The 24,187-nt window shown below is 66.6% G+C and carries 26 protein-coding genes; 13 read left to right on the top strand and 13 right to left on the bottom strand.

The genetic code is table 11. The features are described from left to right. Positions 1–2 precede the first annotated feature (2 nt). From QX121_RS20020 to bla, 3 genes are all read right to left on the bottom strand, one after another. Positions 3–329: a cytochrome c gene (locus QX121_RS20020; RefSeq protein WP_315740328.1), complete on the bottom strand. Its 327-nt coding sequence runs from the start codon at positions 327–329 to the stop codon at positions 3–5. A gap of 41 nt (positions 330–370) precedes the next feature. After that, positions 371–532 carry a hypothetical protein gene (locus tag QX121_RS20015; protein WP_315718376.1) on the bottom strand — a complete coding sequence of 54 codons (162 nt, stop codon included), beginning with the start codon at positions 530–532 and terminating at the stop codon, positions 371–373. Positions 533–673: 141 nt separating this feature from the next. Next, on the bottom strand, positions 674–1,573 hold the full coding sequence (gene bla / locus QX121_RS20010; protein ID WP_315775247.1) for a class A beta-lactamase: 900 nt from the start codon (positions 1,571–1,573) through the stop codon (positions 674–676). Between the two features lie 94 nt (positions 1,574–1,667). Between bla and QX121_RS20005 the strand changes: the two genes are divergently transcribed. Beyond that, a complete protein-coding gene (locus QX121_RS20005) occupies positions 1,668–2,552 on the top strand; it encodes a LysR family transcriptional regulator (RefSeq protein ID WP_315812842.1) in 885 nt (294 codons plus the stop codon). A gap of 75 nt (positions 2,553–2,627) precedes the next feature. On the opposite strand, the gene QX121_RS20000 is transcribed toward QX121_RS20005, so the two are convergent. Beyond that, positions 2,628–3,584 (bottom strand): helix-turn-helix domain-containing protein, encoded by a 957-nt coding sequence (locus tag QX121_RS20000; protein WP_315812841.1) that lies wholly within the window; start codon positions 3,582–3,584, stop codon positions 2,628–2,630. 194 nt (positions 3,585–3,778) lie between these two features. Here QX121_RS20000 and QX121_RS19995 point away from each other — a divergent pair, with 194 nt between their 5' ends. Beyond that, positions 3,779–4,795, top strand: coding sequence for a carbon-nitrogen hydrolase family protein (locus QX121_RS19995; RefSeq protein ID WP_315812840.1), 1,017 nt, complete (start codon positions 3,779–3,781; stop codon positions 4,793–4,795). 15 nt (positions 4,796–4,810) lie between these two features. Here QX121_RS19995 and QX121_RS19990 read toward each other — a convergent pair whose 3' ends face one another. Continuing rightward, positions 4,811–5,272 carry a PEGA domain-containing protein gene (locus QX121_RS19990; protein ID WP_315740324.1) on the bottom strand — a complete coding sequence of 154 codons (462 nt, stop codon included), beginning with the start codon at positions 5,270–5,272 and terminating at the stop codon, positions 4,811–4,813. A 114-nt stretch (positions 5,273–5,386) separates the two neighbouring features. Further along, complete coding sequence (locus QX121_RS19985) at positions 5,387–6,322, bottom strand: glycine reductase (RefSeq protein WP_315812839.1); 936 nt, start codon at positions 6,320–6,322, stop codon at positions 5,387–5,389. Between the two features lie 142 nt (positions 6,323–6,464). Between QX121_RS19985 and QX121_RS19980 the strand changes: the two genes are divergently transcribed. The 8 genes from QX121_RS19980 to nadC all read left to right on the top strand — a co-directional run bounded on the left by QX121_RS19980 (position 6,465) and on the right by nadC (position 13,684). Then, a complete protein-coding gene (locus QX121_RS19980) occupies positions 6,465–7,481 on the top strand; it encodes a transglycosylase SLT domain-containing protein (RefSeq protein WP_409999356.1) in 1,017 nt (338 codons plus the stop codon). A gap of 129 nt (positions 7,482–7,610) precedes the next feature. Beyond that, a complete protein-coding gene (locus QX121_RS19975; RefSeq protein WP_315812837.1) occupies positions 7,611–8,357 on the top strand; it encodes an AzlC family ABC transporter permease in 747 nt (248 codons plus the stop codon). Continuing rightward, positions 8,354–8,698 carry an AzlD domain-containing protein gene (locus QX121_RS19970; protein WP_315812836.1) on the top strand — a complete coding sequence of 115 codons (345 nt, stop codon included), beginning with the start codon at positions 8,354–8,356 and terminating at the stop codon, positions 8,696–8,698. The genes QX121_RS19975 and QX121_RS19970 overlap by 4 nt, the downstream gene beginning before the upstream one ends. A 78-nt stretch (positions 8,699–8,776) precedes the next feature. Further along, positions 8,777–9,259: a tRNA (N6-threonylcarbamoyladenosine(37)-N6)-methyltransferase TrmO gene (tsaA, locus tag QX121_RS19965; RefSeq protein ID WP_315812835.1), complete on the top strand. Its 483-nt coding sequence runs from the start codon at positions 8,777–8,779 to the stop codon at positions 9,257–9,259. Between the two features lie 15 nt (positions 9,260–9,274). Further along, positions 9,275–10,234 carry an NrtR DNA-binding winged helix domain-containing protein gene (locus QX121_RS19960; protein ID WP_315812834.1) on the top strand — a complete coding sequence of 320 codons (960 nt, stop codon included), beginning with the start codon at positions 9,275–9,277 and terminating at the stop codon, positions 10,232–10,234. Between the two features lie 68 nt (positions 10,235–10,302). Beyond that, positions 10,303–11,289 (top strand): quinolinate synthase NadA, encoded by a 987-nt coding sequence (gene nadA, locus QX121_RS19955; protein ID WP_315812833.1) that lies wholly within the window; start codon positions 10,303–10,305, stop codon positions 11,287–11,289. Beyond that, the gene (locus tag QX121_RS19950) at positions 11,286–12,839 is read left to right on the top strand and encodes an L-aspartate oxidase (RefSeq protein ID WP_315812832.1); all 1,554 of its coding nucleotides are present in this window, start codon (positions 11,286–11,288) and stop codon (positions 12,837–12,839) included. The genes nadA and QX121_RS19950 overlap by 4 nt, the downstream gene beginning before the upstream one ends. Next, positions 12,836–13,684: a carboxylating nicotinate-nucleotide diphosphorylase gene (gene nadC / locus QX121_RS19945; RefSeq protein WP_315740315.1), complete on the top strand. Its 849-nt coding sequence runs from the start codon at positions 12,836–12,838 to the stop codon at positions 13,682–13,684. The genes QX121_RS19950 and nadC overlap by 4 nt, the downstream gene beginning before the upstream one ends. Here nadC and QX121_RS19940 read toward each other — a convergent pair whose 3' ends face one another. The 4 genes from QX121_RS19940 to QX121_RS19925 all read right to left on the bottom strand — a co-directional run bounded on the left by QX121_RS19940 (position 13,685) and on the right by QX121_RS19925 (position 16,793). Next, a complete protein-coding gene (locus QX121_RS19940; RefSeq protein ID WP_315775233.1) occupies positions 13,685–14,110 on the bottom strand; it encodes an HIT family protein in 426 nt (141 codons plus the stop codon). A gap of 60 nt (positions 14,111–14,170) precedes the next feature. Then, positions 14,171–15,379 carry a GNAT family N-acetyltransferase gene (locus QX121_RS19935; RefSeq protein WP_315812831.1) on the bottom strand — a complete coding sequence of 403 codons (1,209 nt, stop codon included), beginning with the start codon at positions 15,377–15,379 and terminating at the stop codon, positions 14,171–14,173. 118 nt (positions 15,380–15,497) lie between these two features. Continuing rightward, a complete protein-coding gene (locus tag QX121_RS19930) occupies positions 15,498–16,250 on the bottom strand; it encodes a glycerophosphodiester phosphodiesterase (protein WP_315812830.1) in 753 nt (250 codons plus the stop codon). Positions 16,251–16,325: 75 nt separating this feature from the next. After that, the gene (locus QX121_RS19925; protein WP_315812829.1) at positions 16,326–16,793 is read right to left on the bottom strand and encodes a RidA family protein; all 468 of its coding nucleotides are present in this window, start codon (positions 16,791–16,793) and stop codon (positions 16,326–16,328) included. A gap of 205 nt (positions 16,794–16,998) precedes the next feature. On the opposite strand from QX121_RS19925, the gene QX121_RS19920 reads away from it, so the two are divergent. After that, complete coding sequence (locus tag QX121_RS19920) at positions 16,999–17,856, top strand: cell envelope integrity EipB family protein (RefSeq protein ID WP_315740310.1); 858 nt, start codon at positions 16,999–17,001, stop codon at positions 17,854–17,856. 8 nt (positions 17,857–17,864) lie between these two features. Here the strand turns inward: QX121_RS19920 and QX121_RS19915 are convergent, their stop codons facing one another. Together QX121_RS19915 and QX121_RS19910 are read right to left on the bottom strand one after the other, a co-directional pair. Then, positions 17,865–19,172 (bottom strand): DNA polymerase IV, encoded by a 1,308-nt coding sequence (locus QX121_RS19915; RefSeq protein WP_315812828.1) that lies wholly within the window; start codon positions 19,170–19,172, stop codon positions 17,865–17,867. Beyond that, the gene (locus tag QX121_RS19910) at positions 19,169–19,468 is read right to left on the bottom strand and encodes a DUF3572 domain-containing protein (RefSeq protein WP_315740308.1); all 300 of its coding nucleotides are present in this window, start codon (positions 19,466–19,468) and stop codon (positions 19,169–19,171) included. Before QX121_RS19910 ends, QX121_RS19915 begins: the two co-directional genes overlap by 4 nt. 217 nt (positions 19,469–19,685) lie before the next feature. Between QX121_RS19910 and QX121_RS19905 the strand changes: the two genes are divergently transcribed. Next, positions 19,686–20,051, top strand: a complete 366-nt coding sequence (locus QX121_RS19905; RefSeq protein ID WP_008964019.1) for a response regulator — start codon at positions 19,686–19,688, stop codon at positions 20,049–20,051. Between the two features lie 12 nt (positions 20,052–20,063). After that, on the top strand, positions 20,064–21,485 hold the full coding sequence (locus QX121_RS19900; protein WP_315812827.1) for a PleD family two-component system response regulator: 1,422 nt from the start codon (positions 20,064–20,066) through the stop codon (positions 21,483–21,485). A 488-nt stretch (positions 21,486–21,973) separates the two neighbouring features. Here QX121_RS19900 and ltrA read toward each other — a convergent pair whose 3' ends face one another. Beyond that, entirely contained in the window at positions 21,974–23,350 is a 1,377-nt protein-coding gene (ltrA, locus tag QX121_RS19895) for a group II intron reverse transcriptase/maturase (protein ID WP_409997696.1), read from the bottom strand. Between the last annotated feature and the right edge of the window lie 837 nt (positions 23,351–24,187).

Raw genomic sequence — 24,187 nt, 5'->3', positions numbered from 1 at the left:
CGTCACCGCCGTTTGGGGCGGGCCTGAATGGTCCTGAGATAATTGACCGCGGCTTCCGCCTCGGGCCGCTCGAACTGGAAGCTCGGCATGTCCTTGTGAATGGTCGACAGGCCGGTCTGCAGCCGCTGGGCAAAATCCTCGTCGTAGAGCTTGCTGTCACCGAAGGTCCTGAACGGGGGCGCGTCGGGGTGCCGGCTGGCGCCTGTGAGACCTACCGCATGGCATCGGCTGCAAAGGCTTTGCAAGAGCGCTTTTCCACGCTTCTGCTCGCTGTCCAGCGCATGGCTGGCGGTCGACGCGAACGCCAGTAGCAGGCAGGCGGACCCCATTCGTCGTCTCATGAACTCGTTCTCGCGTGTCTTGCGCCCGGCTACCAGCGGCCCTCGGCCTTGCTATAGGCATATAGGGCGATCAGCCCGATCGTCACCAGGGTCGAGCCGATCAGGACGATCCGGTCCCAGCGCAGCTGTGTCTCGTCGTCCCGCTGCAAGGTCAGCAGGGAGAACAGGGCCTTCATGGCAAAGCGGCGCATCGGATCGATCCCGGCAGCGGCCGCACATTCCGATGACGTGGGCCGGCCGTAGCTTAGCCTGCCCAATCGTTGCGCCGCCATGGCGAACATCTTGGGTCTGATGTCCGGCTTCCGGAGGGGCTCGGAAGCCGGATGGTCGAACTACCCAGCCTGTCCCATCACGACGTCTGCAACCGCCCGCGCGACTTTCGCGATCGTTGCGTTGCGATCCTCGGGAGACGCCTGTGAACCAGTCAGATAGGCCGTGACCAGAACCGGTTTGCGGCCCGGGGGCCAGAGAATGCCGACGTCGTTGGTCGTGCCGCGGTCCCCAGCGCCCGTCTTGTCGGCGACGCGCCAGTCACGCGGCACACCGGCGCGAAGCCGAGTGTCGCCGGTCTTGTTGGCGATCATCCAGTCCGTCAATCGCTGGCGCATATTCGTCGACAAGACCTCGCCAAGGAGCACGCGGCGCAGGTTCTGTAGCATGGCGGCCGGACTGGTCGTGTCGCGAGGGTCGTCGGCCAGCGCCTCGTTGAGCTCAACTTCCCAGCGGTCCAGGCGGCTGATCTCGTCGCCGATCGATCGGGCAAAACGCGTCAGACCCGCAGGACCGCCGATCTGCCGCAACAGGAGATTTCCCGCGGTGTTGTCGCTCTGGGTGAGCGCGGCTTCGCAGAGCTCGGCGAGTGTCATGCCGCGGCCGACGTGCTCCTTGGTCACCGGCGAATATGTTACGAGATCCTTCGCCTCGAACGGGACGCGCGTGTCGAGATGCAGTTCGCCGGCGTCGACGCGCTTCAGGACAGCCGCGGAAGCCAGACACTTGAACGTGCTGCACATCGGAAAGCGCTCGGCCGAGCGCAGGCCCGCCTCGAACCCGCTTTCGGAGTCGAGGACGGCGATGCCGAGCCGTCCGAGGCTCTCGCGCTCGATGCGGGCGAGTTCCCCTTCCAGATGCGCCCTTCGGTCGGCCGCCGCCTTCGCCGCAGGTGATGGCAGTCCGCTCGCCGCAGCCGCCATCCCGAGGATTCCAAAACCCAGATGCCGTCTCGTCAGCATGTTCATTCTCCAGTGACTGCGCGAACCTGCCGAACGAGGTGACGACTGACAAACGATCATTTATTCGTCGAGCCATGAGCAGAACTTGGTCATCATGCCCATCCGCAGCCATCTCCCTTTGAACGCCTTGCGGGCCTTCGAAGCATCCGCCCGGCATCTGAGCTTCACCAAGGCAGGCTTGGAGCTCAGGGTCACGCAGACCGCGATCAGTCACCAGGTGAAACAGCTCGAGCAGATGTTGGGCGCTCACCTGTTCCGGCGCCTGCCGCGTGGCCTCACGTTGACCGACGAAGCCCTGGCTCTGTTTCCCGTCCTCAACGATGCGTTCAGTCGCATCAGCGGCGCGATCGATCGCATCGAAGCGAAGGGAACCCGCGAGGTCGTGACCGTCGGCTGTGTCGGCACCTTTGCAACGGGATGGCTGTTGCAACGCCTCGACGGTTTTCGAGATACGCACCCCCATATCGACCTGCGCCTCCTCACCAACAACAACCGCATCGATATCGCCGGAGACGGGCTCGACATCGCGCTTCGCTTCGGCGACGGCTCCTGGCACGGCACTGAGGCCATCCATCTGATGTCTGCCCCGCTGTCGCCCGTCTGTCATCCCGATGTCGCGAGTCGTCTGCGCGCGCCGTCGGACCTCGCGGACGAAAATCTCCTGCGGTCGTATCGCGCCGAGGAATGGCCATTATGGTTTGCAGTCGCGGGCGCTCTATGCCCGATGATCCAGGGGCCGATCTTCGACAGCTCCGTCGCGATGGCCGAAGCGGCCGCGCGCGGCGTCGGCGTTGGCCTGGTTCCGATCGCCATGTTCAACTGCGAGCTCGAGACGGGTCGGCTGGTCCGGCCGTTTGCGGCTGAGGTCGCCGCCGGTTCTTATTGGCTGACCTGGTTGAAGTCGAAAGAACCGACGTCCGGCATGCGTGCCTTTCGTGACTGGCTGGTCGATGCCTTGCGCGCCGATCCGCCGCGCTGACGGCCGGTCGCCACCGCACAAGTCGAGGGCGCGAACAGCGCCACGAGCGCGTGAGGCGGGCGCGTTGCGGCCAGCTCAGCGCTTTACGGCGCTGCGCCGCCACTCGCGCGGCGACAGGCCGAACTGCTCGCGGAACACGCGGCCGAAATGCGAGAGATCGTTGAAGCCCCAGGACAAGGCGATTTCGCTGATCTGACGATGCGCGAGCATCGGCGAGCCGAGATCGCGCCGGCACTGCTTGAGCCGCGCAGCCAGCACGAAGCGCTGGAACGACGTCTCCTCGTCCGAGAACAGATCGTTGACGTAGCGCGCCGATAGCCCGAGCTCGCGTGCGATCTTCGGCAGTGAGAGGTCGGCGTCGGGCAGCCGGGTGCGGATGTGCGCCTTGATGCGATAAAGCAGCGCTGCGCGATGGCTCGAGGCGGGCAGGGGCTGTGTGCGAAGCCGCTCGGCCAAGGTCATGGCGAGCAGGTCGGCAGCCTGGTCGGCCAGAGGTTCGGCATGCTCGGGGCCGATGTGCTCGGCGCGTTCGCAGAGCCTGACGATGAAATCATGGGCGAGCGGCTGGAGCGGGCTATCGGGGCCGAAGCTGATCGCCGTCACGGTCTCCGTCGGGCCGATCCGGCGCTGCAGCATCTCGCGCGGGAGCTTGAACACGATCTGCTTGAACGCGGCGTCGAACTGCAGCTCGTAGGGGCGGGTCGTGTCGTAGATCGCGAACTCGCCGGGCCGGATCACGGTGTCGCGGCCATCCTGAACGACGCCGCCGATTCCCTCTCGCCCGAGCGCGACGAGGACGAAGTCGGCATCCGCCCGGGAGATTCGCTGCGAGGTCCGGTGCACGCGCTGCCGGTCCGAGGCGACCTCGGAGCAGACGGCCCGTCCCAACGCGGTGTGGGTCACCGAGCCCCGAAACGCGCTGCCGAGATCAGACGTGCAGTCGAGGCCGACGTAGACGTCGCAGACGATGTCCTGCCACAGCGCCAGCCGGCGGTGGCCCGGGCTTCCTTCCGTGGTGAACAGGACCGGCATCGCTCCGTCTCCCTCCGCCTCTGTGTCGCGTGGATCGTCGGAAATGCAGCAAGCTCTGGGCCGGCTGGTCTCTCGCTGGCGGCCGCAGTCGAGTTTTCGTTCCCTCCAAGACGAGCGCGAATGATCGCCGAGGTCAATACTCCCCTGCGAATGCGGCGCGCGGCGCCGCCGATCCGGAAGAGGGGAGACGCGGGATGGGACTGGCACATCCGAAATACAAGGTGGCGGTGGTGCAGGCGGCGCCGGCCTGGCTCGACCTGGACGCCTCGATCAAGAAGACCGTCGGCCTGATCGAGGAGGCGGCCGACAAAGGTGCCAAGCTGATCGCATTTCCGGAGGTCTTCATCCCCGGCTATCCCTGGCACATCTGGATGGACTCGCCGGCCTGGTGCATCGGCCGTGGCTTCGTGCAGCGCTATTTCGACAATTCGCTGGCCTATGACAGCCCGCAGGCCGAGGCGCTGCGCGCCGCCGTGCGCGAGGCCAGGCTCACGGCCGTGCTGGGACTGTCCGAGCGCGACGGCGGCAGCCTCTACATCGCGCAATGGCTGATCGGCCCGGACGGCGAGACCATCGCCCGGCGCCGCAAGCTGCGGCCGACCCATGCCGAGCGCACCGTCTATGGCGAGGGCGACGGCAGCGATCTCGCTGTGCACGACCGGCCTGACATCGGCCGGATCGGTGCGCTGTGCTGCTGGGAGCATCTGCAGCCGCTGTCGAAATACGCGATGTATGCCCAGAACGAGCAGGTGCATGTCGCGGCCTGGCCGAGCTTCTCGCTGTACGATCCGTTCGCGCCGGCGCTCGGCGCCGAGGTCAACAACGCCGCCTCGCGCGTCTATGCCGTCGAGGGCTCGTGCTTCGTGCTGGCGCCGTGCGCCACCGTCTCGCCGGCGATGATCGACGAGCTGTGTGACCGGCCCGACAAGCACGCGCTGCTGCATGTCGGCGGCGGCCACGCCGCGATCTTTGGTCCGGATGGCTCTTCGCTCGCGGAGAAGCTGCCGCCGGAGCAGGAGGGGTTGCTGATCGCCGAGATCGATCTCGGCATGATCGGCATCGCCAAGAACGCCGCCGATCCGGCGGGACACTATTCTCGCCCCGACGTGACCCGGCTGCTGCTCAACAAGAAGCCGCTCAACCGGGTCGAGGCCTTCGCGCTGCCGGTCGACGCGGTCACGCCCGGCGAGGCGCAATCGGCGGCTGGCTGACGGGCTTGGTGGGCGCTAGGTCCCGGCCTCCGGTTGTGCCGGCGGCGGGGCCGACCGCCGCGGCGGCCGCTGCGCACGGCCTGCCGGCGCCGCCATGCGCGGCTGCAAGGTGACGATCACCGGGTTTGGCTTGTGGTCGGTCGCCGCGCCAGTCGCGGCGTCCACACCCATGCCGATCAGGCCGCCCGCTAAGATGTTGCCGGCGAAGCCGGCCGCGCCGGTCGCCGGGATGTCCTTGGTCAACGGGATGATCTGGGTCTCGTAGCCCGGTTTTTCGATCGTGACGGAGATGTCGGCATTGCGCTTGGCGACGAACGAGCAGGGCGTCGTGCAGGTCATCGGCGCTTCGAGACCGGCGATCGTGGCCTCGGCCCCGGACGGTGTCGACGCGACACTGATCGTCTCGGTTGTACCCCGCGTTACGGACGCGCAACCTCCCAGCGCGGCGCACAGCGCTACGAACGCTACAACTCTCATTTGGTACTGCCCCCTTGAAACCCGGGGGAACTCAAGCGCAACTGGAGCGGGACGGCAAGCGCAATCAGCATTATCCGAAGAAATTCCCGGGCGAGTTTCACGCGAGTGTGGCTTTCACACCTGCTTTCCACGAACCTGCCGCGCGATCGCCTTCTGCGCATCGAACTCGGCGCGCCGCCGCGCCAGCTCTTCCGGCGCGAGCATGGCCGGATTGCTGTAGTCGCGCTTCCAGCCGTGATCGTCGCTCCACTGCAAAGGCGATTGTACGGTCGTCCGTGCGGCTGGTGAACTCTCGAGGATACGCAAGGCGAGCTCGAGCGTGAAGGCCTGTGAGGCCGCGTCGTGCGGCTTGCCGGCGGAATTGCCGAGCGGAAAATCCGAGAACAGGAAGCGCGGTGCTGCGGCGTGCTCGACGATGTCCTTGGCGCAGCCCATGACGACGGTCGCGATGCCGTTCGCTTCGAGATGCCGGGCCACCAGGCTCACGGTCTGGTGGCACACCGGACAGTTCGGCACCAGCACGACGGCGTCGATCTCGTCGGTGCGGCAGCGCGCAAGAATCTCCGGCGCATCGGTCTCGATCGTCACGCGCTGGCTGCGATTGGTCGGCGCGCCGAAGAAGCGCGGTCCGACCGCGCCGATGCGGCCCTCACGCGCCAGCCTGATGAGCTGTGGAAGCGGAAACCAGGTGCCGGGATCCTCGGCGCTGGTGTGCGCGCGATCATAGGCGATGTGGGAAATGCGCAGGTCGTGCTCCGCCGACGTGTCGCCGTCATAGACGGAGTAGAACTTGGCGCCACCATTGTAGGGCGCGCCGGGGCCTTGATCGCCTTTGGCGGGATCGAAAGGCGCGGCCGTGGTGACGATGGTGACGCGCGACTGCGCGAGCGGCTTGCGCAACGGATGGAACGGCGCCGACGTGTAGTGAGCCCAGCGATAGGGCGTGTCATAGCCGATCGCGAGATAGTAGTCGCGCGTGCGCGCCATGTAGGACAAGGGCGCATCGCTTTCGGGCGCGAAGCCGAGTCTGTCGTCGGTCGGTGCGGTCATCCGTCGCGCTCCCTGCAGGACGTGAGGATTGCTAGCCCGCTCATTCGCTGTGTCAAGGCGCCGCGCGGTGGAACCCCGCATGGTCCTGGGCTTTGTCTGTCGGCAGAATTCCAACCATTGCACCGCGCTCACGATGCCTTCCATGGTTTCGATTGCTCGCATTGCCTGTCTCGGCCTTGCCCTGATCCTGACCGGGCCGTTGTCCGGCGTGGCGGCGGAGCAGGGCTCAGACCGGGACGTTGCCGTGCCGGCTGATCCGAAGGACGGCGCGCAGCAGGACGCGCCGCACGAGACTGCGAAGCCGGCAAAGCCTGCGGCAGAGGGCTCGGAGATCAAGGCCGAGGAGTCCAAGGAGAGCGGCACCCGCGAGGCGATCTGCCTGATGATCGAATCCGCAGCCAAGGCGAATGATCTGCCGCTCGAATTCTTCGCCCGCGTGATCTGGCAGGAAAGCCGCTTTCAGAGCGATGCAGTCGGGCCGGTCACGCGCAACGGCCAGCGCGCGCAGGGAATTGCGCAGTTCATGCCGGGCACGGCGAACCAGCGCCAGTTGCTCGATCCGTTCGATCCGGTTCAGGCGCTGCCGAAGTCGGCGCAGTTCCTGGCCGAGCTGCGCGATCAGTTCGGCAATCTCGGGCTCGCGGCGGCGGCCTACAATGCGGGGCCGCGCCGGGTGCAGGACTGGCTCGCCGGCAAGGGGCAGATGCCCTGGGAGACCCGCAACTACGTCTCGGCCATCACGGGAGCCACGATCGATGAGTGGGCGGCCGCCGGTAACGGCGGCAAGGCGCCGCCGAGCCCGCCGCCGACCTCGTGTCGTCAGCTGATGGCGATGTTGAAGCGCGCGCCGAATCCGTTCGTCACGGAGCTCGAGCAGCATGTGGCGCTGTCGGCCGCGAAACCATGGGGCGTCCAACTGGCTGCAGGCTTCGACCGCAACAAGGCGCTCGCGATGTATTCGCGGGCGATCAAGGGGCTTGGCCCGGTCATCGGCGACCGCGACCCGAGCCTGCTGTCGTCGGTGATGCGCTCGCGCGGCAGCCGCGCCTTCTACCAGGTGCGAATCGGCGCCGAGACTCGGGCCGAGGCCGACGCGCTCTGCAGCCGGATCCGCGGAGCCGGTGGCGCCTGCTTCGTGCTGCGCAATCGCTCCGGATAGAGCTCGTGCGGCGCCGCGCGTGGGGATGGTGGGAATGGCTGCGCCGGACGCAGACCCGCGCGCGCCTGATGGCGGTTGACGCGAGCGGCTTTCGCCAGCCTTATCGCGGTTCGTTCCGCTGGGCCGCCCGTGACACTTCCTCCGCTCGATTCGCCGCAATGGCATGGTTCAGTGCGCGCCTTCGGCTGGGGGCTGCGCGCGACGTCAGCGACCATCCTGTCAGTGGTGCTGTTCGTCACCTTCATCGGCATCGGCGCGCTCGCCCACGACACCCGTTTCAGCATGCTCTGGGCGATCCTGAGCACGGTGCTGGTTTGGGCCGGGCCGGCGCAGATCATCCTGGTCTCCACGCTCGGCTCCGGCCAGACCATTCTGCAATCGGCGATCGCGGTCACGATGAGCGCGATCCGGCTGTTTCCGATGGTGGTGGCGGTGCTGCCGCTGATCCGCTCGCCGCAGACCAAGCGGCGGCACCTGGTGCTGATCGCGCATTTCACCGCCGTGACCCTGTGGGTCGAATGCTATCGCTTCCTGCCGCATGTGCCGCGCGAGCGCCGCATCGCCTTCGTGCATGGGCTCGGTACCGGCCTGATGGGGATTGCGCTGATCGCGACCATCATCGGCTATCTTCTCGCCGCCAACTTGTCGCAGACCTTCGGCGCCGCGGTGCTCTTGCTGACGCCGCTGGCGTTCCTGTTCTCGACCCTGCGCAACGCCAGGGAGCTGGCCGACGTGCTCGCGCTCGGCCTTGGCCTCGTGCTGTATCCCGTGGCGGCCCAGCTCAACAGCGGCGTCGATATCCTGGTCAGCGGCGTCGTCGCCGGAACGCTCGCGTTCGGCGCGCACAAATGGCGCGAGCGGCGGGGGCCGGCATGAGCGACTTCATCGGCGATTGGCATGCGCTCGTGGTGCTGCTGGTGGCGGGCGTGATCCCCAACCAGATCTGGCGCCTGCTCGGGCTGTGGTTCGGCAGCGGGCTCGACGAGGGCTCGGACCTGCTGATGTGGGTCAAGGCGGTCGCGACCGCCATCTTGGCTGGGGTCATCGCCCAGATCCTGGTGCAGCCGCCGGGCGCGCTCGCCAGCGTGCCATGGGGCCTGCGCTACGGCGCGGTCGTTGCCGGCCTTGCGGCCTTCATGGCGAGCCGCCGCTCGATCTTTGCCGGTGTCGTCTGCGGCGAGGCCGTCATGCTGGTCGGCAAATGGTGGTTCGGCTGAGTTGCGCGATCTTGCGCAACCGCAATTGCGGTGAGCCGAGGTTCGGATAGATTGCCGGGAAGACCCAAGGACTCCGCAATGACCACTGATACCGATCTCCGCCCGGGAGAAGTCGCCGTCGACGCGCCCCAGCCGCGCGACGCCACGCTGTATTTCATCGGCCGCATCCGCACGCCCTGGACCTCGCGGCTCGAGACGCCGCGGCAGGGCAGCTTCGAGGGGCCGGTATGCCGGCTCGAGATCTTCGAGCCCTGGGTCCCGGCGCTGCAGGGCATCGACGCCTTCAGCCATCTCCAGGTGCTGTACTGGCTCAACCGGGCGCGCCGGAATCTCGTGAAGCAGAGCCCGCGCCATCATGACGGCGAGACCCGGGGCACCTTCGCGCTGCGCTCGCCGGTGCGTCCCAATCCGATCGGCGTGTCGACGGTCCGCTTCATCGCGCTGGAGGGCAACACCGTGCTGGTGCGCGGTCTCGACTGCCTCGACGAGACGCCGCTGATCGACCTGAAGCCGGATCATTGCGTATTCACGCCGGCAGCGGCGGGTGAGGATGACAAATAGGACCGACGGATCCGGATGTCGAAGGTGAACAAGCGGCCGCAGAAGACGGTGACGGCTCTGGATGCGATCACGGCGGACCTCGTCGCCGTGCTGGTGGCGGTGACCGACGGCCATCCGAAGATCATGACGATCGAGCACGCTGCGGCGCTGCCGAGCGGACCGTTTCAGTTCGCGCACCGCTCGCTGCAGATGGGCCTGCGCGCCTGGGTCAAGGCGCAGACCGGCCATCCGCTCGGCTATGTCGAGCAGCTCTACACCTTCGCCGACCGCGGTCGCGGCGGCGATCCCGACGCGCCGCATCGTATCTCCATCAGCTATCTCGGCCTGACACGCGAGGAAGAGGGGCGCGAGGGCGCGGATGCGCAATGGTCGTCATGGTACGACTACTTCCCGTGGGAGGATCATCGCGACGGACCGCCGACGATCCTGGCCAAGATCATCGCGCCGAAGCTGAAGGCCTGGGCGCGAGCCGCCGACCAGCCGGCGCTGCAGAAGACAAGGTGGCAGCGCGCCGCGATCACTTTCGGTCTCGATGGCCGCGAGTGGAACGAGGAATTGGCGCTGCAGCGCTATGAGCTGCTGTACGAGGCTGCGCTGATTCCCGAGAGTACGCGCGAGAAGGAGGCCAGCCAAGCGGAGGTGCCCGGCCGCGCCATGATCGGTGATCACCGTCGGATTCTCGCCACCGGAATTGCCCGCCTGCGCGCCAAGATCAAATACCGGCCGGTCGTGTTCGAGTTGATGCCGGAAGAATTTACACTGCTGCAATTGCAGCGCAGCGTCGAGGCACTGGCCGGCCGGCTCGTGCACAAGCAGAACTTCCGCCGCCTCATCGAGCAGCAGGAACTGGTTGAAGAGACAGGCGCAATCGCTGCCGACACGATCGGTCGGCCGGCCAAGCTGTTTCGCTTCAGGCAGGGCGTTCTGGCCGAGCGGGCGGTGGTCGGAACCAAGCTGCCGCTCTCGCGGTCTTGATCTCCCGCTCTTGACAAGGCTTATGCTCAGGATAAGTATAAGGCATCTTATGCTCACGGAGAGTATAAATGGCCGAGCTTGTCCTGCCTGCCGTCGCGCCGAATGCACCGCTTGCTGAGCGTCTGAGGCGGGTGATCCCGCCGCCGGAATGGGCCGTCTTCGAGGACGACGTCGCAGCCATTCTGGCGCTGAAGCGCCAGCGCAATGCCGTGGTGCTGGCGCACAACTATCAGACGCCCGAGATCTATCACGGCGTCGCCGACATCGTCGGCGACAGCCTGCTGCTGGCGCGCGAAGCGACCAAGGTCGATGCCGAGGTGATCGTGCTCGCCGGCGTCCACTTCATGGCCGAGACCGCCAAGCTGCTCAATCCTGACAAGACGGTGTTGATCCCTGACGTAAAGGCGGGCTGCTCATTGGCGGAATCGATCACCGCCGACGACGTGCGGCTGATGCGCGCGCGCCACCCCGGCGTGCCCGTGGTCGCCTATGTCAACACGTCGGTGGCGGTGAAGGCCGAGTCCGACGTCTGCTGCACGTCCGGCAACGCACGCGCGGTGGTCGAGTCGCTCGGCGTCGATCACGTCATCATGCTGCCGGATGAATATCTCGCGCGGAACGTCGCCGCGCAGACGAAGGTCAGGATCACGGCCTGGAAGGGGCATTGCGAGGTGCATGAGCGCTTCAGCGCCGGCGACGTCCGGACGCTGCGCGACAACCATCCTGGTGTCACCGTGCTCGCGCATCCGGAGTGTCCGCCGGAGGTCGTGGCGGAGGCCGACTTCGCCGGCTCCACCGCGGCGATGTCGGACTTCGTCGGAGCAAGAAAGCCGACCCGGGTGGTGCTGCTGACGGAATGCTCGATGAGCGACAACGTCGCCGTGCTCCATCCCGACATCGAGTTCATCCGCCCCTGCAACCTGTGCCCGCACATGAAGCGGATCACCCTGAAGAACATCCGCCATGCGCTCGAGACCAACACGCACGAGGTCACGATCGATCCCGCGATGGCCGAGCGCGCGCGGCGTGCAGTGGAAAGGATGCTGGCGTCGTGAGCATCGATGTTTCGGCGTTGATCGGCCGTCCCGTGATCATCGGCGGCGGTGCCGCAGGTCTGATGACGGCGCTTGCGCTTGCACCCGAGCCCGTCGTGCTGTTGTCGAAGTCGCCGCTCGGCGCGGAGGCGTCGAGCATGTGGGCGCAGGGTGGACTGGCCGCGGCGGTTGGCGATGACGATGATCCGGGGCTGCATCTGAAGGACACGCTCGCCGCCGGAGCGGGATTGTGCGACGAGGCCGCTGCGCGCCGCATCATCGAAGCAGCTCCGGCCGCGGTCGAGCGCCTCGCGCAGCTTGGCGTTGCGTTCGACCGAGGTGCGGATGGACGTTGGCGTCTGGGCCTGGAGGCCGCACACAGCCGCAACCGGATCGTGCATGCGACCGGCGACGGCACGGGACGCGAGATCATGCGCGCACTGATCGTGGCTGTGCGGCGTTGTGCTTCGGTGACCTTGCTCGAAGGCGTCGAGGCGCGCCGGCTGATTGTCAATGACAACGCGATCCAGGGCGTGGCTGCGGCGCGCGGCGGTGAGGCTCTGATCCTCGGCACGACACGCGTCGTGATCGCAACCGGCGGCATCGGCGGCCTGTTCCTCGACAGCACCAATCCGGCCGGCTGTTTCGGCCAGGGCCTCGCGCTCGCGGCGCGGGCTGGTGCGGTGCTGTCCGACCTCGAATTCGTGCAGTTTCACCCGACGGCGTTCGACGGGCCGTCGCGGCCGCTGCCGCTGCTCACCGAGGCGATCCGCGGCGATGGCGCCGTCCTGATCGACGACACCGGCACGCGCTTCATGGCCGACGAGCCCGGCGCTGAGCTGGCGCCGCGCGACGTGGTGGCGCGGGCGGTATGGCGCCGCCGTGCGCAAGGCCACCGCGTGTTCCTCGATGCGCGCGAGAAGCCTGGCAAGGATTTCGCTGCGCGCTATCCCGTGATCAGCGCCTTCTGCCGCATGGCGGGCATCGATCCCGCGCGCGATCCGATCCCCGTGCGGCCGGCCGTGCACTATCATATGGGCGGCATCGCTGTTGACGCGATGGGACGCAGCACGGTCGAGGGCTTGTGGGCCTGTGGCGAGGCCAGCCGCACCGGCCTGCACGGCGCCAACAGGCTCGCCAGCAACTCGCTGATGGAAGCGATCGTCTGCGCGCAATGGGTGGCCGAAAGCGTGGCCGGCGCGCCGCAGCGTGCAGGCAAGCCGTGCGAGGTGGCGGCAATTCCGCCGGCGTCCGATCCGTCGGCCGTACGGCCGCTGCTGTCGCATGCGCTCGGCGTGATGCGCGAGCGTCGCACGATCGCGGCTGCCGTCAGCAGCCTGCTTCCGCTGGCAGAGCAGGCCGGGCCCGCGGCTGATCCTGCGCTGGTCGGCCTGATGCTTGCGGTCGCGGCCCATGCCCGTGAGGAGAGCCGCGGCGCGCATTTCCGCAGCGATCGTCCGGACACGCTGCGCGTCGCGCAGCCGTCCAGCTTCACTCTGTCCGAGGCGGTCGCCGTTGCACGCGACATTGTCGAGGCGGAGCAGACGCCGTTCAGGAGCGCAGTGCCATGACTCTCAATCCTCTCTCGCCCTTGCTCTACGAGCCGCTGGTGCGCATGGCTCTGCTCGAGGATCTCGGCCGCGCCGGCGACATCACCACCGATGCCATCGTCCCCGCCGAGCAGCGCGCCTCGCTGAAGCTGCGGGCGCGCCAGCACGGGGTGATCGCAGGTCTCGATGTGGCGCGCTGCGCCTTCCAGACCGTCTCGCCGGACGTGCGCATGGAGATCGTGCGACCGGACGGCAGCGTCGTGACGCCGGGAGACGCGATCGCGACCATCAGCGGCCCGGCACGGGCGCTCCTGACCGGCGAGCGCGTCGCGCTCAACTTCCTCTGCCGTTTGAGCGGGGTCGCCAGCGCGACGGCGTCCCTGGTCGCCGCGGTGAAAGGGACCAAGGCGCAGATCGTCTGCACCCGGAAGACCACGCCGGGCCTGCGCGCGCTGGAGAAATATGCGGTGCGCGCGGGCGGCGGCGGCAATCACCGCTTCGGGCTCGATGACGCGGTCCTGATCAAGGACAACCACATCGCCATCGCCGGCGGCATCAAGGCTGCAATCACACGCGCAAAGGCCCATGCCGGCCATCTCGTCAAGATCGAGGTCGAGGTCGATACTCTGGCGCAGCTCGAGCAGGCGCTGACGCTGGGCGTCGATGCGGTGCTGCTCGACAACATGACGCCGGCGGAGCTCGAAGCCGCCGTCGGCATGATCAGCGGCAAGGCCATCGCGGAAGCCTCGGGCCGGATCACCGTGGAGACCGCACCCGCGATCGCCGCGGCCGGCGTCGACCTGATCTCGGTCGGCTGGATCACGCATTCGTCGGCCGCGCTGGACATCGGGCTCGACGAGGCGTGATCAGCCCTTGAGCACGGCGATCAGCTTCGCGGCATTCTCCTCCAGCACCTTCGGATCTTCCTTACGGCTCGCGGGCGGCAGCAGGGAATCGCCGTTGTGGCGCGGCATGATATGGACGTGGAGGTGGAACACCATCTGCCCGCCGGCATGCTCGTTGAACTGCTGCACGGTGATGCCGTCGGCGGCGAACGCGGTCTTGGCGGCGCGCGCGATGGTGCGCACGGCACGGCCGACGTGGAGATAGTCCTCCTCGGTGATGTCGAGGATGTTGCGTGCAGCGGCCTTCGGGATCACCAGGGTGTGGCCGGGCACGCGCGGCATGATGTCGAGGAACGCCAGCACGTGGTCGTTCTCATAGACCTTGGTGCAGGGGAATTCGCCGCGCAGGATCTTCGCGAACGGATTGTTGGGATCGTAGGCGGTCATGGGCAGTCCCTTAAGCGGTTCCTCTTGGTGCGCCTTACTCTCACCGGCACGTGTCGCCGGTCAAGACGGCTCGTCCATCCCTTTCCGGAACGGTCCGGATTCGGCGAGCTCGCGGCCGGCCTCCTCGACATAGGCGCGCTCGCGCTTGAGATAGTCGTCGATGGCCCGGCGCAGGCCGCGGTCGGCGATGTAGTGCGCGGAGTAGGTGGTCTGCGGCAGGTAGCCGCGCGCGATCTTGTGCTCGCCCTGGGCGCCGGCCTCGACCACCCCCAGCTTGTGCTGGATCGCGAAATCGATCGCTTGGTAGTAGCAGACCTCGAAATGCAGGAACGGGTGATGCTCGATGGCGCCCCAGTTGCGGCCGAACAGCGTGTCCGAGCCGATGAAGTTGATGGCGCCGGCGATCCAGCGTCCGTCGCGCTTGGCCATCACCAGCAGCACGTCTTCGGCCATGCTCTCGCCGATCAGCGCGAAGAACTTGCGGGTCAGATACGGCCGGCCCCATTTGCGTGAGCCGGTCTCCATGTAGAAATCGAAGAAGGCGTCCCAGGCATCCTCGGTGATGTCCTTGCCGGTCAGCCAATGGATGCTGATGCCGGAGCTCAGCGCATCGCGGCGCTCGCGCTTGATCGCCTTGCGGTGGCGCGAATTCATCGTCGCCAGGAAATCGTCGAAGCTGGAAAAACCCTGATTGTGCCAGTGGAACTGCTGGTCGGTGCGTTGCAGGAAACCCTGCGCTGCGAGCAGCTGCCATTCGGATTCACGGGCGAAGGTGACGTGCACCGACGACGCCTCGCTGATCCCGCACAACGCCTTCAGGCCCTGGGCGAGGGCGTTGCCTATCAACTCCCGGTCCTGGTCGGCGCGGATCAGCAGCCGCGGCCCACTGGCAGGCGTGAATGGGACGGAGACCTGGAGCTTCGGATAATAGCGCCCGCCGGCGCGCTCATAGGCATCAGCCCAGCCGCGGTCGAAGACATATTCGCCCTGCGAGTGGGACTTGAGATAGCAGGGCACGACGCCGAGGACCTCGTCGCCCATTTTCGCCACCAGATGGCGCGGCGCCCAGCCGGTGCGCAGGGTGGCCGAGCCGGAGGCTTCGAGCGCCGAGAAAAATGCGTGTGAGATGAACGGATTGTAGCCGCGGCCGCAGGCGGGAGATGAGCCGGGACTCACGCGACCGTCCGGATTGGCACAGGCGTCCCATGCTGCAGCCGGGATTTCGCCGACCCCGGGGACGGCTTCGAGCGTGATCTCAGGTGATGCCATCGAGTCCTTGAAAGTCGAGTCCTTAAGAGAACCTAACGAGCGGCGTCCCGGCGGCGGCGACGCTCGAATGGCCGGTCCCTCAAGATCGTGCATCGCAGCAGCGAGTTCAAGGCCGGCGTCACGTCTCCGGCGTAAACCCTTCGAAGATCATCTGATCCGCATAGCGGGCTGCGGCGGCGCGCTGCTCGGGGGTGCGGACGGTCCAGGTCAGCAGCGGGCAGCCGAACACGTTGCGCGCGATCCAGGGGGCAGGCGCAGGCAGCTGCTCGACCCAATAGGCGACGAAATGCGGCTGGCTGCTGAAGCCATGCTTGAGATGCAGCATGCTGTCGCGTTGCGCCTGGGTCAGCTTGGCCCAGTAGCCGTCCTCGTAGCTGCGCTGCGCGACGATGCCGCGCGTCAGCTCGGGCATGGTTTCGCGCAGCGCCAGCACCTGGTCCGGATCGAACGACATGCCGACCACCGGCCCGGAATAGGACGCCAGCACCTCGGCCATGCGCCGGACCAGCCGGTGATCGCCCTGGAACGTGCTCTTGACCTCGACGACCAGCGGCACGCGCCCGGCGATCAGGTTGCAGAGGTCGCCGAGCGTCATCATCCGCTCGTCGGTCTGCTTGAACTTGATCGCTTTCAGCTCAGCTGCGGTCTTCTCGATCAGCGGGCCGGTGCCCTCGGTGAGGCGTCCGAGATCATAGTCGTGATGCACCATGGCCTCGCCATCGGCCGACAGCTGGATGTCGCATTCGATGGCGAAGTTGCCGGCCACGGCGCCGCGCGCGGCGGCCGGCATGTTCTCGATGATGCCGCTGACAGCATCATGCAGGCCGCGATGGGCGACGGGGCGGGCCGTCAGCCAGTCAGGTGCGCGCATTCGCCCCGTCCATTTTGCTGGCGCATGATCTCGTCGGAAAACCGTTTCGCACTTTTCCGGATCATGCGCTCTCTCTCACTCAACCTCGAACACGCCTTCGACTTCCACCGCCGCATCGGACGGCAGGGCCGAGACGCCGACGGTGGTGCGGGCGTGGCGGCCCTTGTCGCCGAAAGCGGCGACCATCAGGTCGGAGGCGCCGTTGAGGACCTTCGGCCCGTCGAGGAAGTCCGGCGCCGAATTGACGAAGCCGCCGAGACGGACGACGCGCACGACCTTGTCGAGGTCGCCGATCGCCGCCTTGACCTGCGCCAGCAGGTTGACGCCGCAGCCCTTCGCGGCCGCATAGCCGTCCTCGAGCGACACGCCGCCGCCGAGCTTGCCGGAAGCGATCATCTTGCCGTCGGCGCCGAGGCAGACCTGGCCCGACACGAACAGCAGGTTGCCGGTGCGCACGAACGGGACGTAGTTGGCCACCGGCGCCTTTGGTGCCGGCAACGTGATGCCCTGTGCCGTCAGATTCTGTTCAACCGTACCCGCCATCTGAAATCCCCGTTCTGTCGTCTGAAAGCCGATCCCGTGCCGGACCGCGGCCCTGTTTGGCGCAGTTGCTAGTGACATGCAAGCAGCCAGCGCCGACGCCAATCCGCCGCTTTGACCGCACGTTTCCGTGAGCCAGCCGCAGTTGCGACGTAATGCAGCGGTCTTTAATGTGACGGTTTAGCGATACGTCCTCCGAGGAAAACTCATGGCTCATTCGTTTCGACTGTCGATGGGAGCGCTCGCCGTGGCGGCGATCACATTCGGTCCGGCGCCGGCCGGGGCGGCCGTGCCGTTCCTGCCGCATCAGGCGCTCTATGACCTGAGCCTGGTCAAGTCGCGCGGATCGAGCCCCGTCAACAGCGCGCGCGGCCGCATCCTCTACAATTTCTCCGGCAACGCCTGCAACGGCTACACCTCGGAATTCCGCCAAGTGTCGGAGCTCGATCTCGGCGAGGGCAAGGTGACCCTGAGCGACCTGCGCTCGACTGCCTGGGAGGACGGCGCCGGCAAGAGCTATCGCTTCAAGATCGACTCGCGCATGAACGATCAGGCCTCCAGCCCGGTCGACGGCATCGCCGAGCGCACCGGCGATCACATCACCGTCAAGCTCAAGCAGCCGGAGGCGAAGACCTTCACGCTCGACGGCTCGACCGTGTTTCCGACCGAGCAGATCCATCGCATCATCGCCGCCGCGCGCGAGGGCAAGTCGCTGCTTGAGCTGACGGTCTACGACGGCTCGGACAATGGCGAGAAGGTCTACAACACGCTGACCGTGATCGGAGCAGCCGTGTCGGCCGACAAGGCGGCCGCCAAGCCCGATGCCTCGACTGACAACGACGAGATGAAGAAGATGACGCGCTGGCCGGTAACGGTCAGCTATTATGACCGCGACGCCAAGCGGGCCGAGGGCGAGCAGACGCCGGTCTACGCGATGTCGTTCGAGCTGTACGAGAACGGCGTCTCGCGCGCGCTCGTGCTCGACTACAATGATTTCGTCATCGCCGGCGCGCTCGGCAAGTTCGACGTCAAGGACGCGAAGGACGGCAAACCCTGCGGCAATTGATCGGGGCGTCATTCCGTCTGCTCCGGGCCGTCATAGGCGATGCCGCGGATCACCGCGGCCTGGCCGAACTTCTTGCGTAGCGCATCGATCGCGCGCTCGGCCGAGGCCGAACGGCGATCGAGCATGTCGGTGTCGGAGGCCTCCGAGCCCGGGCGCAGCGCGCTGACGCCGGCGCCCATCAGCCGGAACGCCGTGCCGTCGGTCTCGCGCGCCAGCATCTCCTTGCAGATTGCGAAGATCTTGCCGGCGAGCTGCGTCGGCGCCGCGATCGATTGCGAGCGGGTGCGCTGGCGGAAGTCCGCGGTCTTCAGCTTCAAGGTGACGGTCGAGCCGGCCAGCTGGCTCGCCTTCAGCCGCGACGAGACCTTCTCCGACAGCCGCCACAGCATCTTTTCCAGGGTCGCGTAGTCGCGGATGTCGGTGTCGAAGGTGGTCTCGCTGGAAATCGTCTTGGCGCGGCGGTCGGCCACCACCTTGCGGTCGTCGATGCCGCGCGCCAGCCGCCACAGCCTGCGGCCGTCGCCGCCGAACTGCTTCATCAGCTCGATCTCGTCGGCACGCTGCAGGTCGGCGATGGTGCGGAAGCCCTGGTTCGCCAGCCGTTGCTGCGTGGCGGGACCGACGCCGAAGATGAAGCCGACCGGCTTGTCGGCCAGCATGTTGCGCGCTTCCTCCTGGTCGAGTGCGGCGAAGCCGCGGGGCTTGTCGAGGTCGGAGGCGATCTTGGCGAGGAACTTGTTGCAGGACAGGCCGACCGAGACGGTGATGCCGATGGTCTGCTCGACCTCACGGGCGAAGCGCGCCAGCACCTTTGCGGGGACCATGCCGTGGACGCGCTCGGTTCCGGAGAGGTCGAGGAACGCCTCGTCGATCGAGAGCGGTTCGACCAGCGGCGTCAGCGCCTGCATCGCCTGGCGCACCTCGCGGCCGACCCGGACGTATTTCGCCATGTCCGGAGGAATGACGACCGCCGAGGGACACAGCTCCAGCGCCTTGAACATCGGCATCGCCGAGCGCACGCCATAGGTGCGGGCGATGTAGCAGGCCGCCGACACCACTCCGCGCTTGCCGCCGCCGATGATGACGGGCCGGTCGGCGACCTCGGGATTGTCGCGTTTCTCGACGGTCGCATAGAACGCGTCGCAATCGATATGGGCCAGCGTCAGCGCGGGCAGGGCGCGATGGCGGACGAGGCGCGGCGAGCCGCAGGCCGTGCAGCGGCGCGCGCTGTCATCCAGATCCGTCAGGCAGTCGCGGCAGAAGCAGGTCGGCCCGCTGACCGCGCGCGACGCTCCTTCTGGCGCGGAAGCGGTCACGGCACGTCGCGCTCCCACTGCCGGTCGCCCAATACCTGCCGCGCCGCCATGATATTGGTTGGATGTAACTTGGAGCTGGCGGCAAAAGCCTTTACCGTCTCGTCGTCGCGCAGCACGAAATCGAGCACGCTGACCAGGAAATTGGGGTCGGCGGCCGAGGATCGCAGCGTCTCCGGCCCAATCCCGGTCTCGGCCAGGAACCGGCCCAGCCGCTCCGGTTCGCCGGCCAGGAAGCCGAGGGCCTGAACTGCAACGATTTCAGCGACTTCGCGCGGATTTCGAACGGGCTTTTTCAACGGCGGATTTGCCTTTCCGTTAACTTGTCGGCTCTACTTTGCGCCCATCATGCCCGAGTCTTCGGAATGGGTTCAAGCAAGTGGAAACCATCTCGGGGAAAGATCGAATACCGACTTAACGGGTTAGAACGAATCTGGGGCTAGTTTGAATTAGATGAGTAGCGGTGGACAGGCGTCCGCCAGAGGGCATGCCGGTGTCAGTGATTCGGAGGGGCGGATGGGCAAGACCGTCCTGATCGTGGAGGACAACGAGCTCAACATGAAGCTCTTCCGCGATCTGTTGGAAGCCCACGGGTACCAGACGTCCGGGACGTCCAGCGGCGTGGAGGCGCTCGACATCGTGCGCCGGACTCGCCCCGATCTGATCCTGATGGACATCCAGCTGCCGCAGGTCTCGGGCCTGGAAGTGACGAAATGGATCAAGGACGATCCGGATTTGCGTGCCATCCCGGTGGTGGCAGTGACGGCCTTTGCCATGAAGGGCGACGAGGAGCGCATCCGCGAGGGTGGCTGCGAAGCCTATCTTTCCAAACCGATCTCGGTCGGAAAATTCATTGAAACGGTACGCCGCTTCATCGGCTAAGGAGTTTCTGCAGTGTCCGCGCGTATCCTTGTGGTCGACGACGTCCCGGCCAACGTCAAGCTGTTGGAGGCGCGGCTGTCGGCCGAGTATTTCGACGTGCTGACCGCCGCGAACGGCGCCGAGGCGCTGCAGATCTGCCAGCGCGCCGAATGCGACATCATCCTGCTCGACGTCATGATGCCGGACATGGACGGCTTCGAGGTCTGCCGCCGGCTGAAGACGAATCCGGCCACGCATTTCATTCCGGTTGTCATGGTGACGGCGCTCGACAGCCCGTCCGACCGCGTGCGCGGCCTGGAGGCCGGCGCCGACGACTTCCTGACCAAGCCCGTCTCCGACGTCGTGCTGATCGCGCGCGTGCGCTCGCTGACGCGGCTGAAGATGATGACGGACGAGCTGCGCATGCGCGCGCTGACCTCGCTTGAGATCGGCGTGCAGGCGCCCGAGCGCAATGCGGTCGCCGACGGCGGCAGGGGCGGCAAGGTGCTGCTGGTCGACGACCGGCCGTCGTCCTACGAGCGGCTCGGGCCGATGCTGGCGACCGAGCATGCCGTCGATGTCGAGACCAATCCCGCCGAGGCCGTGTTCAACGCCGCCGAAGGCAATTATGACCTCGTCATCGTCTCGCTCGACCTGAACGACTACGACGGCCTGCGGCTGTGCAGCCAGCTGCGCTCGCTGGAGCGCACCCGGCACGTGCCGATCCTCGCCATCGCCGAGGCGGAGAACAATTCGCGGTTGCTGCGCGGCTTGGAAATCGGGGTCAATGACTATCTCTTGCGCCCGGTCGACAAGAACGAGCTGATGGCGCGGGCGCGCACCCAGATCCGCAAGCGCCGTTACACCGACCACCTGCGCGACAACGTGCAGAACTCGATCGAGATGGCGATCACCGACGCGCTGACCGGCCTGCATAATCGCCGCTACATGGAGACGCATCTGGCGACCTTGGCCGACCAGGCGGCGAGCCGCGGCAAACCGCTGGCGCTGATGATGCTCGATATCGACTACTTCAAGTCGATCAACGACAACTACGGCCATGATGCCGGGGACGACGTGCTGCGCGAGTTCGCCATGCGCGTGCGCAAGTCGATCCGCGGCATCGATCTCGCCTGCCGCTATGGCGGCGAGGAGTTCGTGATCGTGATGCCCGAGACCGATTTGCACGTCGCCGGCATGGTCGCCGAGCGGCTGCGGCGCTCGGTCGCCAACGAGCCGTTCTCGGTGCACAAGGGCGAGAAGCGCATCGAGGTCACGACCTCGATCGGGCTGTCGACCCTGGAGCAGAAGGGCGAGCCGATCGCCGACGTCATGAAGCGCGCCGACACCGCGCTCTACCGCGCCAAGAACGAGGGCCGCAACCGCGCGGTGGCGATCGCCCCCGTGCATCAGCCGGCGCCGTTCCTGCCGCAAGCCGCCGGCCGCGGCCGCTGAGGGGCAGGGCGGCTCCGATCTTTCTGTCCTCGGCTGAAGCTGCGGCGCATCTGTCCAACGGCCTCCATCTGCCATCGAGCCGCTCCGGGCCTCGTGCTTCGAGACGCGCCGCAAGCGGCGCTCCTCAGCATGAGGGTTGAGAGCTTCGCCAAGATCTCTCAAAGACCGCGCCAAGACCACGGATCTCGTCCTGAGGAGCACGCCGCAGGCCTGCGTCTCGAAGGACGGCCACGCGCGCTGCAGGTTATCGGGCGTGCGTACGACGTCGTTGCGCCAAAGTAACGGCGGGGTCGGACGGCAGGCTTCCGTACATGACATGTCGTCCTCGCCACGCATCCGCGCCCGAGCTTTGCCATTCAAAGCCCTCGTCGAGAACAGAGGGCGCAGGGAATGCCGGGTGAAGGCCTATCGGGATAGGGGGGAGTCTCGCGACTCCACCCCTCCCACACCACCGTACATACGGATCACGTATACGGCGGTTCGGCGGATTAAGCGGCTTTGCGGGCTGCGAGGAAAGGCAGGCCGAGTGAGGCGAACAAGGACCTTGGCAGAGCGTTGGCCAGTGCGGCGCTGTTGGCGAGCCGCCAGGGACCACGTGGGTTGCCGGCGGTTTTAAGCGCCGTCTCCCGGTCGACGCCGCGGCGTCGCAGCTCGTCGAAGCGAGTAGGACCGCACTTCCATTGGGTCCAGACGACGGCGCGCAACCGCCGCCTGATCCACTCATCGAGCTTGCGCAACACCGACGGCGTCTCGCAGAACCCGAAGTAGCCGCGCCATCCCTTCAGATACAGCGCCAGCTTCTCGATGATCTGCTCCAGGCTTCGGCCAGACTGTCGCCCCGTCAGCTCCCGAACTCTCGCCTTGCAACGGGCAATGGCCTCAGGCGCGATGCGCCGGCGCGGCTTCTTCCCCTGCGTAAAGCTGAAGCCCAGGAACTTGCGGTGGCTCGGTCTGGCGACCGCGCTCTTGGCCCTGTTCACCTTGAGCTCGAGGCGCCGTTCCAGGAATCTCTCGATGCTCGCCATCACCCGCTCGCCCGCCTTCCGACTGCGCACATAGATGTTGCAGTCGTCGGCATAGCGCACGAAGCGATGACCTCGCCTCTCCAGCTCCTTGTCCAGCACGTCCAGCATCAGGTTCGACAGCAGCGGCGAGAGCGGCCCGCCTTGCGGCGTTCCTTCCTCCGTCGGGCTGACCAGCCCTCCCTCCAGCACGCCCGCAGTCAGGAAGCCGCGGATCAGCTTCAGGAGTCGCTTGTCGGCAACCCGCTTGGCGACCAGCCCCATCAGGATGTCGTGATTGACCCGGTCGAAGAACTTCTCCAGATCGATATCCACCACGACCGCGTGCCGGGACGCAATGTAGGTCTGCGCCTTCGCCACCGCCTGATGCGCCGAGCGGCCCGGCCGGAAGCCGAAGCTCGTCTCGGAGAACGTCCGATCCCATTCGCTTTGCAGCACCTGCAGAACCGCCTGCTGGATGAAGCGGTCGAGCACCGTCGGGATGCCGAGCAGCCTGACGCCGCCCGATGCCTTCGGAATCTCGACACGCCGCACCGGCTGCGGCTTGTAGGTGCCGTCGAGCAGTTGGGCGCGGATCGCGAGCCAGTTCACCTTCAGGTAGGCCGGCAGATCATCCACGGTCATCCCGTCGACCCCCGCCGCGCCCTTGTTGCGCTTCACTCGGTCCAATGCCTTCTTCAGGTTCTCACGTGCGACGATCCTTTCCATCGACGGTCCCGCGACCGCCGTCTGATCGAGACAGGCTTTCGCCGCGCGAGCTTCGGCCGCCCCGGCGCCGGCCCGCGGGGCTTCACCCCTCGGTCCGGGGCGAGGGTTCAGATTGCTCTGAGCTTCCTGCCGCATTGGGTCGTGCGAGATCACCGCTCCACCAGAACTTCCATCGTTCGGGCCTTCGGCGGTACGCTGCCGCCTACTATGCCCTCTGCTGACTTCTGCGTCGCGTTCAGATCGCCTTGCAACGACCTCAGTCCCGTTGCCGGGACACGACGCAGATCTCCCGAGGTAAGACCGACCGCCTTCACCGCATGCCCGTCGGATCTACCACCCCGCCCCTTGATGACCGTGGACTTCGCGATTGGTGGCTCGCTCGTCCGGCCGGGTAGGCCTCACATCCGATGTTTGTTCATCGGGCCGCGGCTTTGCTCCACGCTGTCTTCAGACCCCACCTCGCGATGACGCCCTTGCGCTTCGCTAATCCTTCGCCGCCATCAGGCTGGATAGAGGACTTCCACCTCCAAGCTGTCGTTCATACTCGGCACACCACCCATGGTCCGCGTGCAGAAAAAAGCACGCGGCAGAACCACAGGTACGAGCCGGACATCCGGCCCTCCCTGCGCGATGGCTTTACGGCTTACTCCGCGCTCTCCCCGGGGACCGGCGTTCTTGCCCCCGTCGCGAGCGCGCTTCGTCGCAGCGCCCGCTTGGCCTCAGCACCGGGAGGCCAGGACCACACGGCTTCACCGTGCGCATCAGGATGTTCGTCCGCGCGGCCAAGCCACGCTGCACCCCGACACGCCCACCGCAGCCCACCTCACGCTCGTGACGATCGCGATGCGCCCCTCGTGGCGAGGTGGGATGGGCGACGTGTAGCATGTATTCTGAAAAAAAGAAAGTGAGAAATGCGGGTCGGAGAGCGGCCACGGCGATCACGTTGAGATTATTTGAGAAGTTCGTATTTCG

Origin of the sequence: Bradyrhizobium sp. SZCCHNR2028 (genome assembly GCF_032380995.1) — a bacterium.
In the GTDB taxonomy this organism is placed as follows: Bacteria; Pseudomonadota; Alphaproteobacteria; order Rhizobiales; family Xanthobacteraceae; genus Bradyrhizobium.
This window is presented reverse-complemented; position numbering and strand designations above follow the sequence as displayed.

What these genes read in the sequence shown, in the direction of transcription:
- QX121_RS19970 (WP_315812836.1), top strand. Translation starts at nt 8,354, where the DNA reads ATGAGCGACTTCATCGGCGATTGGCATGCGCTCGTGGTGCTGCTGGTG.
- nadC (WP_315740315.1), top strand. Translation starts at nt 12,836, where the DNA reads ATGACTCTCAATCCTCTCTCGCCCTTGCTCTACGAGCCGCTGGTGCGC.
- ltrA (WP_409997696.1), bottom strand. Translation starts at nt 23,350, where the DNA reads ATGCGGCAGGAAGCTCAGAGCAATCTGAACCCTCGCCCCGGACCGAGG.
- QX121_RS19930 (WP_315812830.1), bottom strand. Translation starts at nt 16,250, where the DNA reads ATGCGCGCACCTGACTGGCTGACGGCCCGCCCCGTCGCCCATCGCGGC.
- tsaA (WP_315812835.1), top strand. Translation starts at nt 8,777, where the DNA reads ATGACCACTGATACCGATCTCCGCCCGGGAGAAGTCGCCGTCGACGCG.
- QX121_RS19935 (WP_315812831.1), bottom strand. Translation starts at nt 15,379, where the DNA reads ATGGCATCACCTGAGATCACGCTCGAAGCCGTCCCCGGGGTCGGCGAA.
- bla (WP_315775247.1), bottom strand. Translation starts at nt 1,573, where the DNA reads ATGCTGACGAGACGGCATCTGGGTTTTGGAATCCTCGGGATGGCGGCT.
- nadA (WP_315812833.1), top strand. Translation starts at nt 10,303, where the DNA reads ATGGCCGAGCTTGTCCTGCCTGCCGTCGCGCCGAATGCACCGCTTGCT.
- QX121_RS19925 (WP_315812829.1), bottom strand. Translation starts at nt 16,793, where the DNA reads ATGGCGGGTACGGTTGAACAGAATCTGACGGCACAGGGCATCACGTTG.
- QX121_RS19990 (WP_315740324.1), bottom strand. Translation starts at nt 5,272, where the DNA reads ATGAGAGTTGTAGCGTTCGTAGCGCTGTGCGCCGCGCTGGGAGGTTGC.
- QX121_RS19960 (WP_315812834.1), top strand. Translation starts at nt 9,275, where the DNA reads ATGTCGAAGGTGAACAAGCGGCCGCAGAAGACGGTGACGGCTCTGGAT.
- QX121_RS19940 (WP_315775233.1), bottom strand. Translation starts at nt 14,110, where the DNA reads ATGACCGCCTACGATCCCAACAATCCGTTCGCGAAGATCCTGCGCGGC.
- QX121_RS19985 (WP_315812839.1), bottom strand. Translation starts at nt 6,322, where the DNA reads ATGACCGCACCGACCGACGACAGACTCGGCTTCGCGCCCGAAAGCGAT.
- QX121_RS19980 (WP_409999356.1), top strand. Translation starts at nt 6,465, where the DNA reads ATGGTTTCGATTGCTCGCATTGCCTGTCTCGGCCTTGCCCTGATCCTG.
- QX121_RS19920 (WP_315740310.1), top strand. Translation starts at nt 16,999, where the DNA reads ATGGCTCATTCGTTTCGACTGTCGATGGGAGCGCTCGCCGTGGCGGCG.
- QX121_RS20005 (WP_315812842.1), top strand. Translation starts at nt 1,668, where the DNA reads ATGCCCATCCGCAGCCATCTCCCTTTGAACGCCTTGCGGGCCTTCGAA.
- QX121_RS19905 (WP_008964019.1), top strand. Translation starts at nt 19,686, where the DNA reads ATGGGCAAGACCGTCCTGATCGTGGAGGACAACGAGCTCAACATGAAG.
- QX121_RS20020 (WP_315740328.1), bottom strand. Translation starts at nt 329, where the DNA reads ATGGGGTCCGCCTGCCTGCTACTGGCGTTCGCGTCGACCGCCAGCCAT.
- QX121_RS20000 (WP_315812841.1), bottom strand. Translation starts at nt 3,584, where the DNA reads ATGCCGGTCCTGTTCACCACGGAAGGAAGCCCGGGCCACCGCCGGCTG.
- QX121_RS20015 (WP_315718376.1), bottom strand. Translation starts at nt 532, where the DNA reads ATGCGCCGCTTTGCCATGAAGGCCCTGTTCTCCCTGCTGACCTTGCAG.
- QX121_RS19995 (WP_315812840.1), top strand. Translation starts at nt 3,779, where the DNA reads ATGGGACTGGCACATCCGAAATACAAGGTGGCGGTGGTGCAGGCGGCG.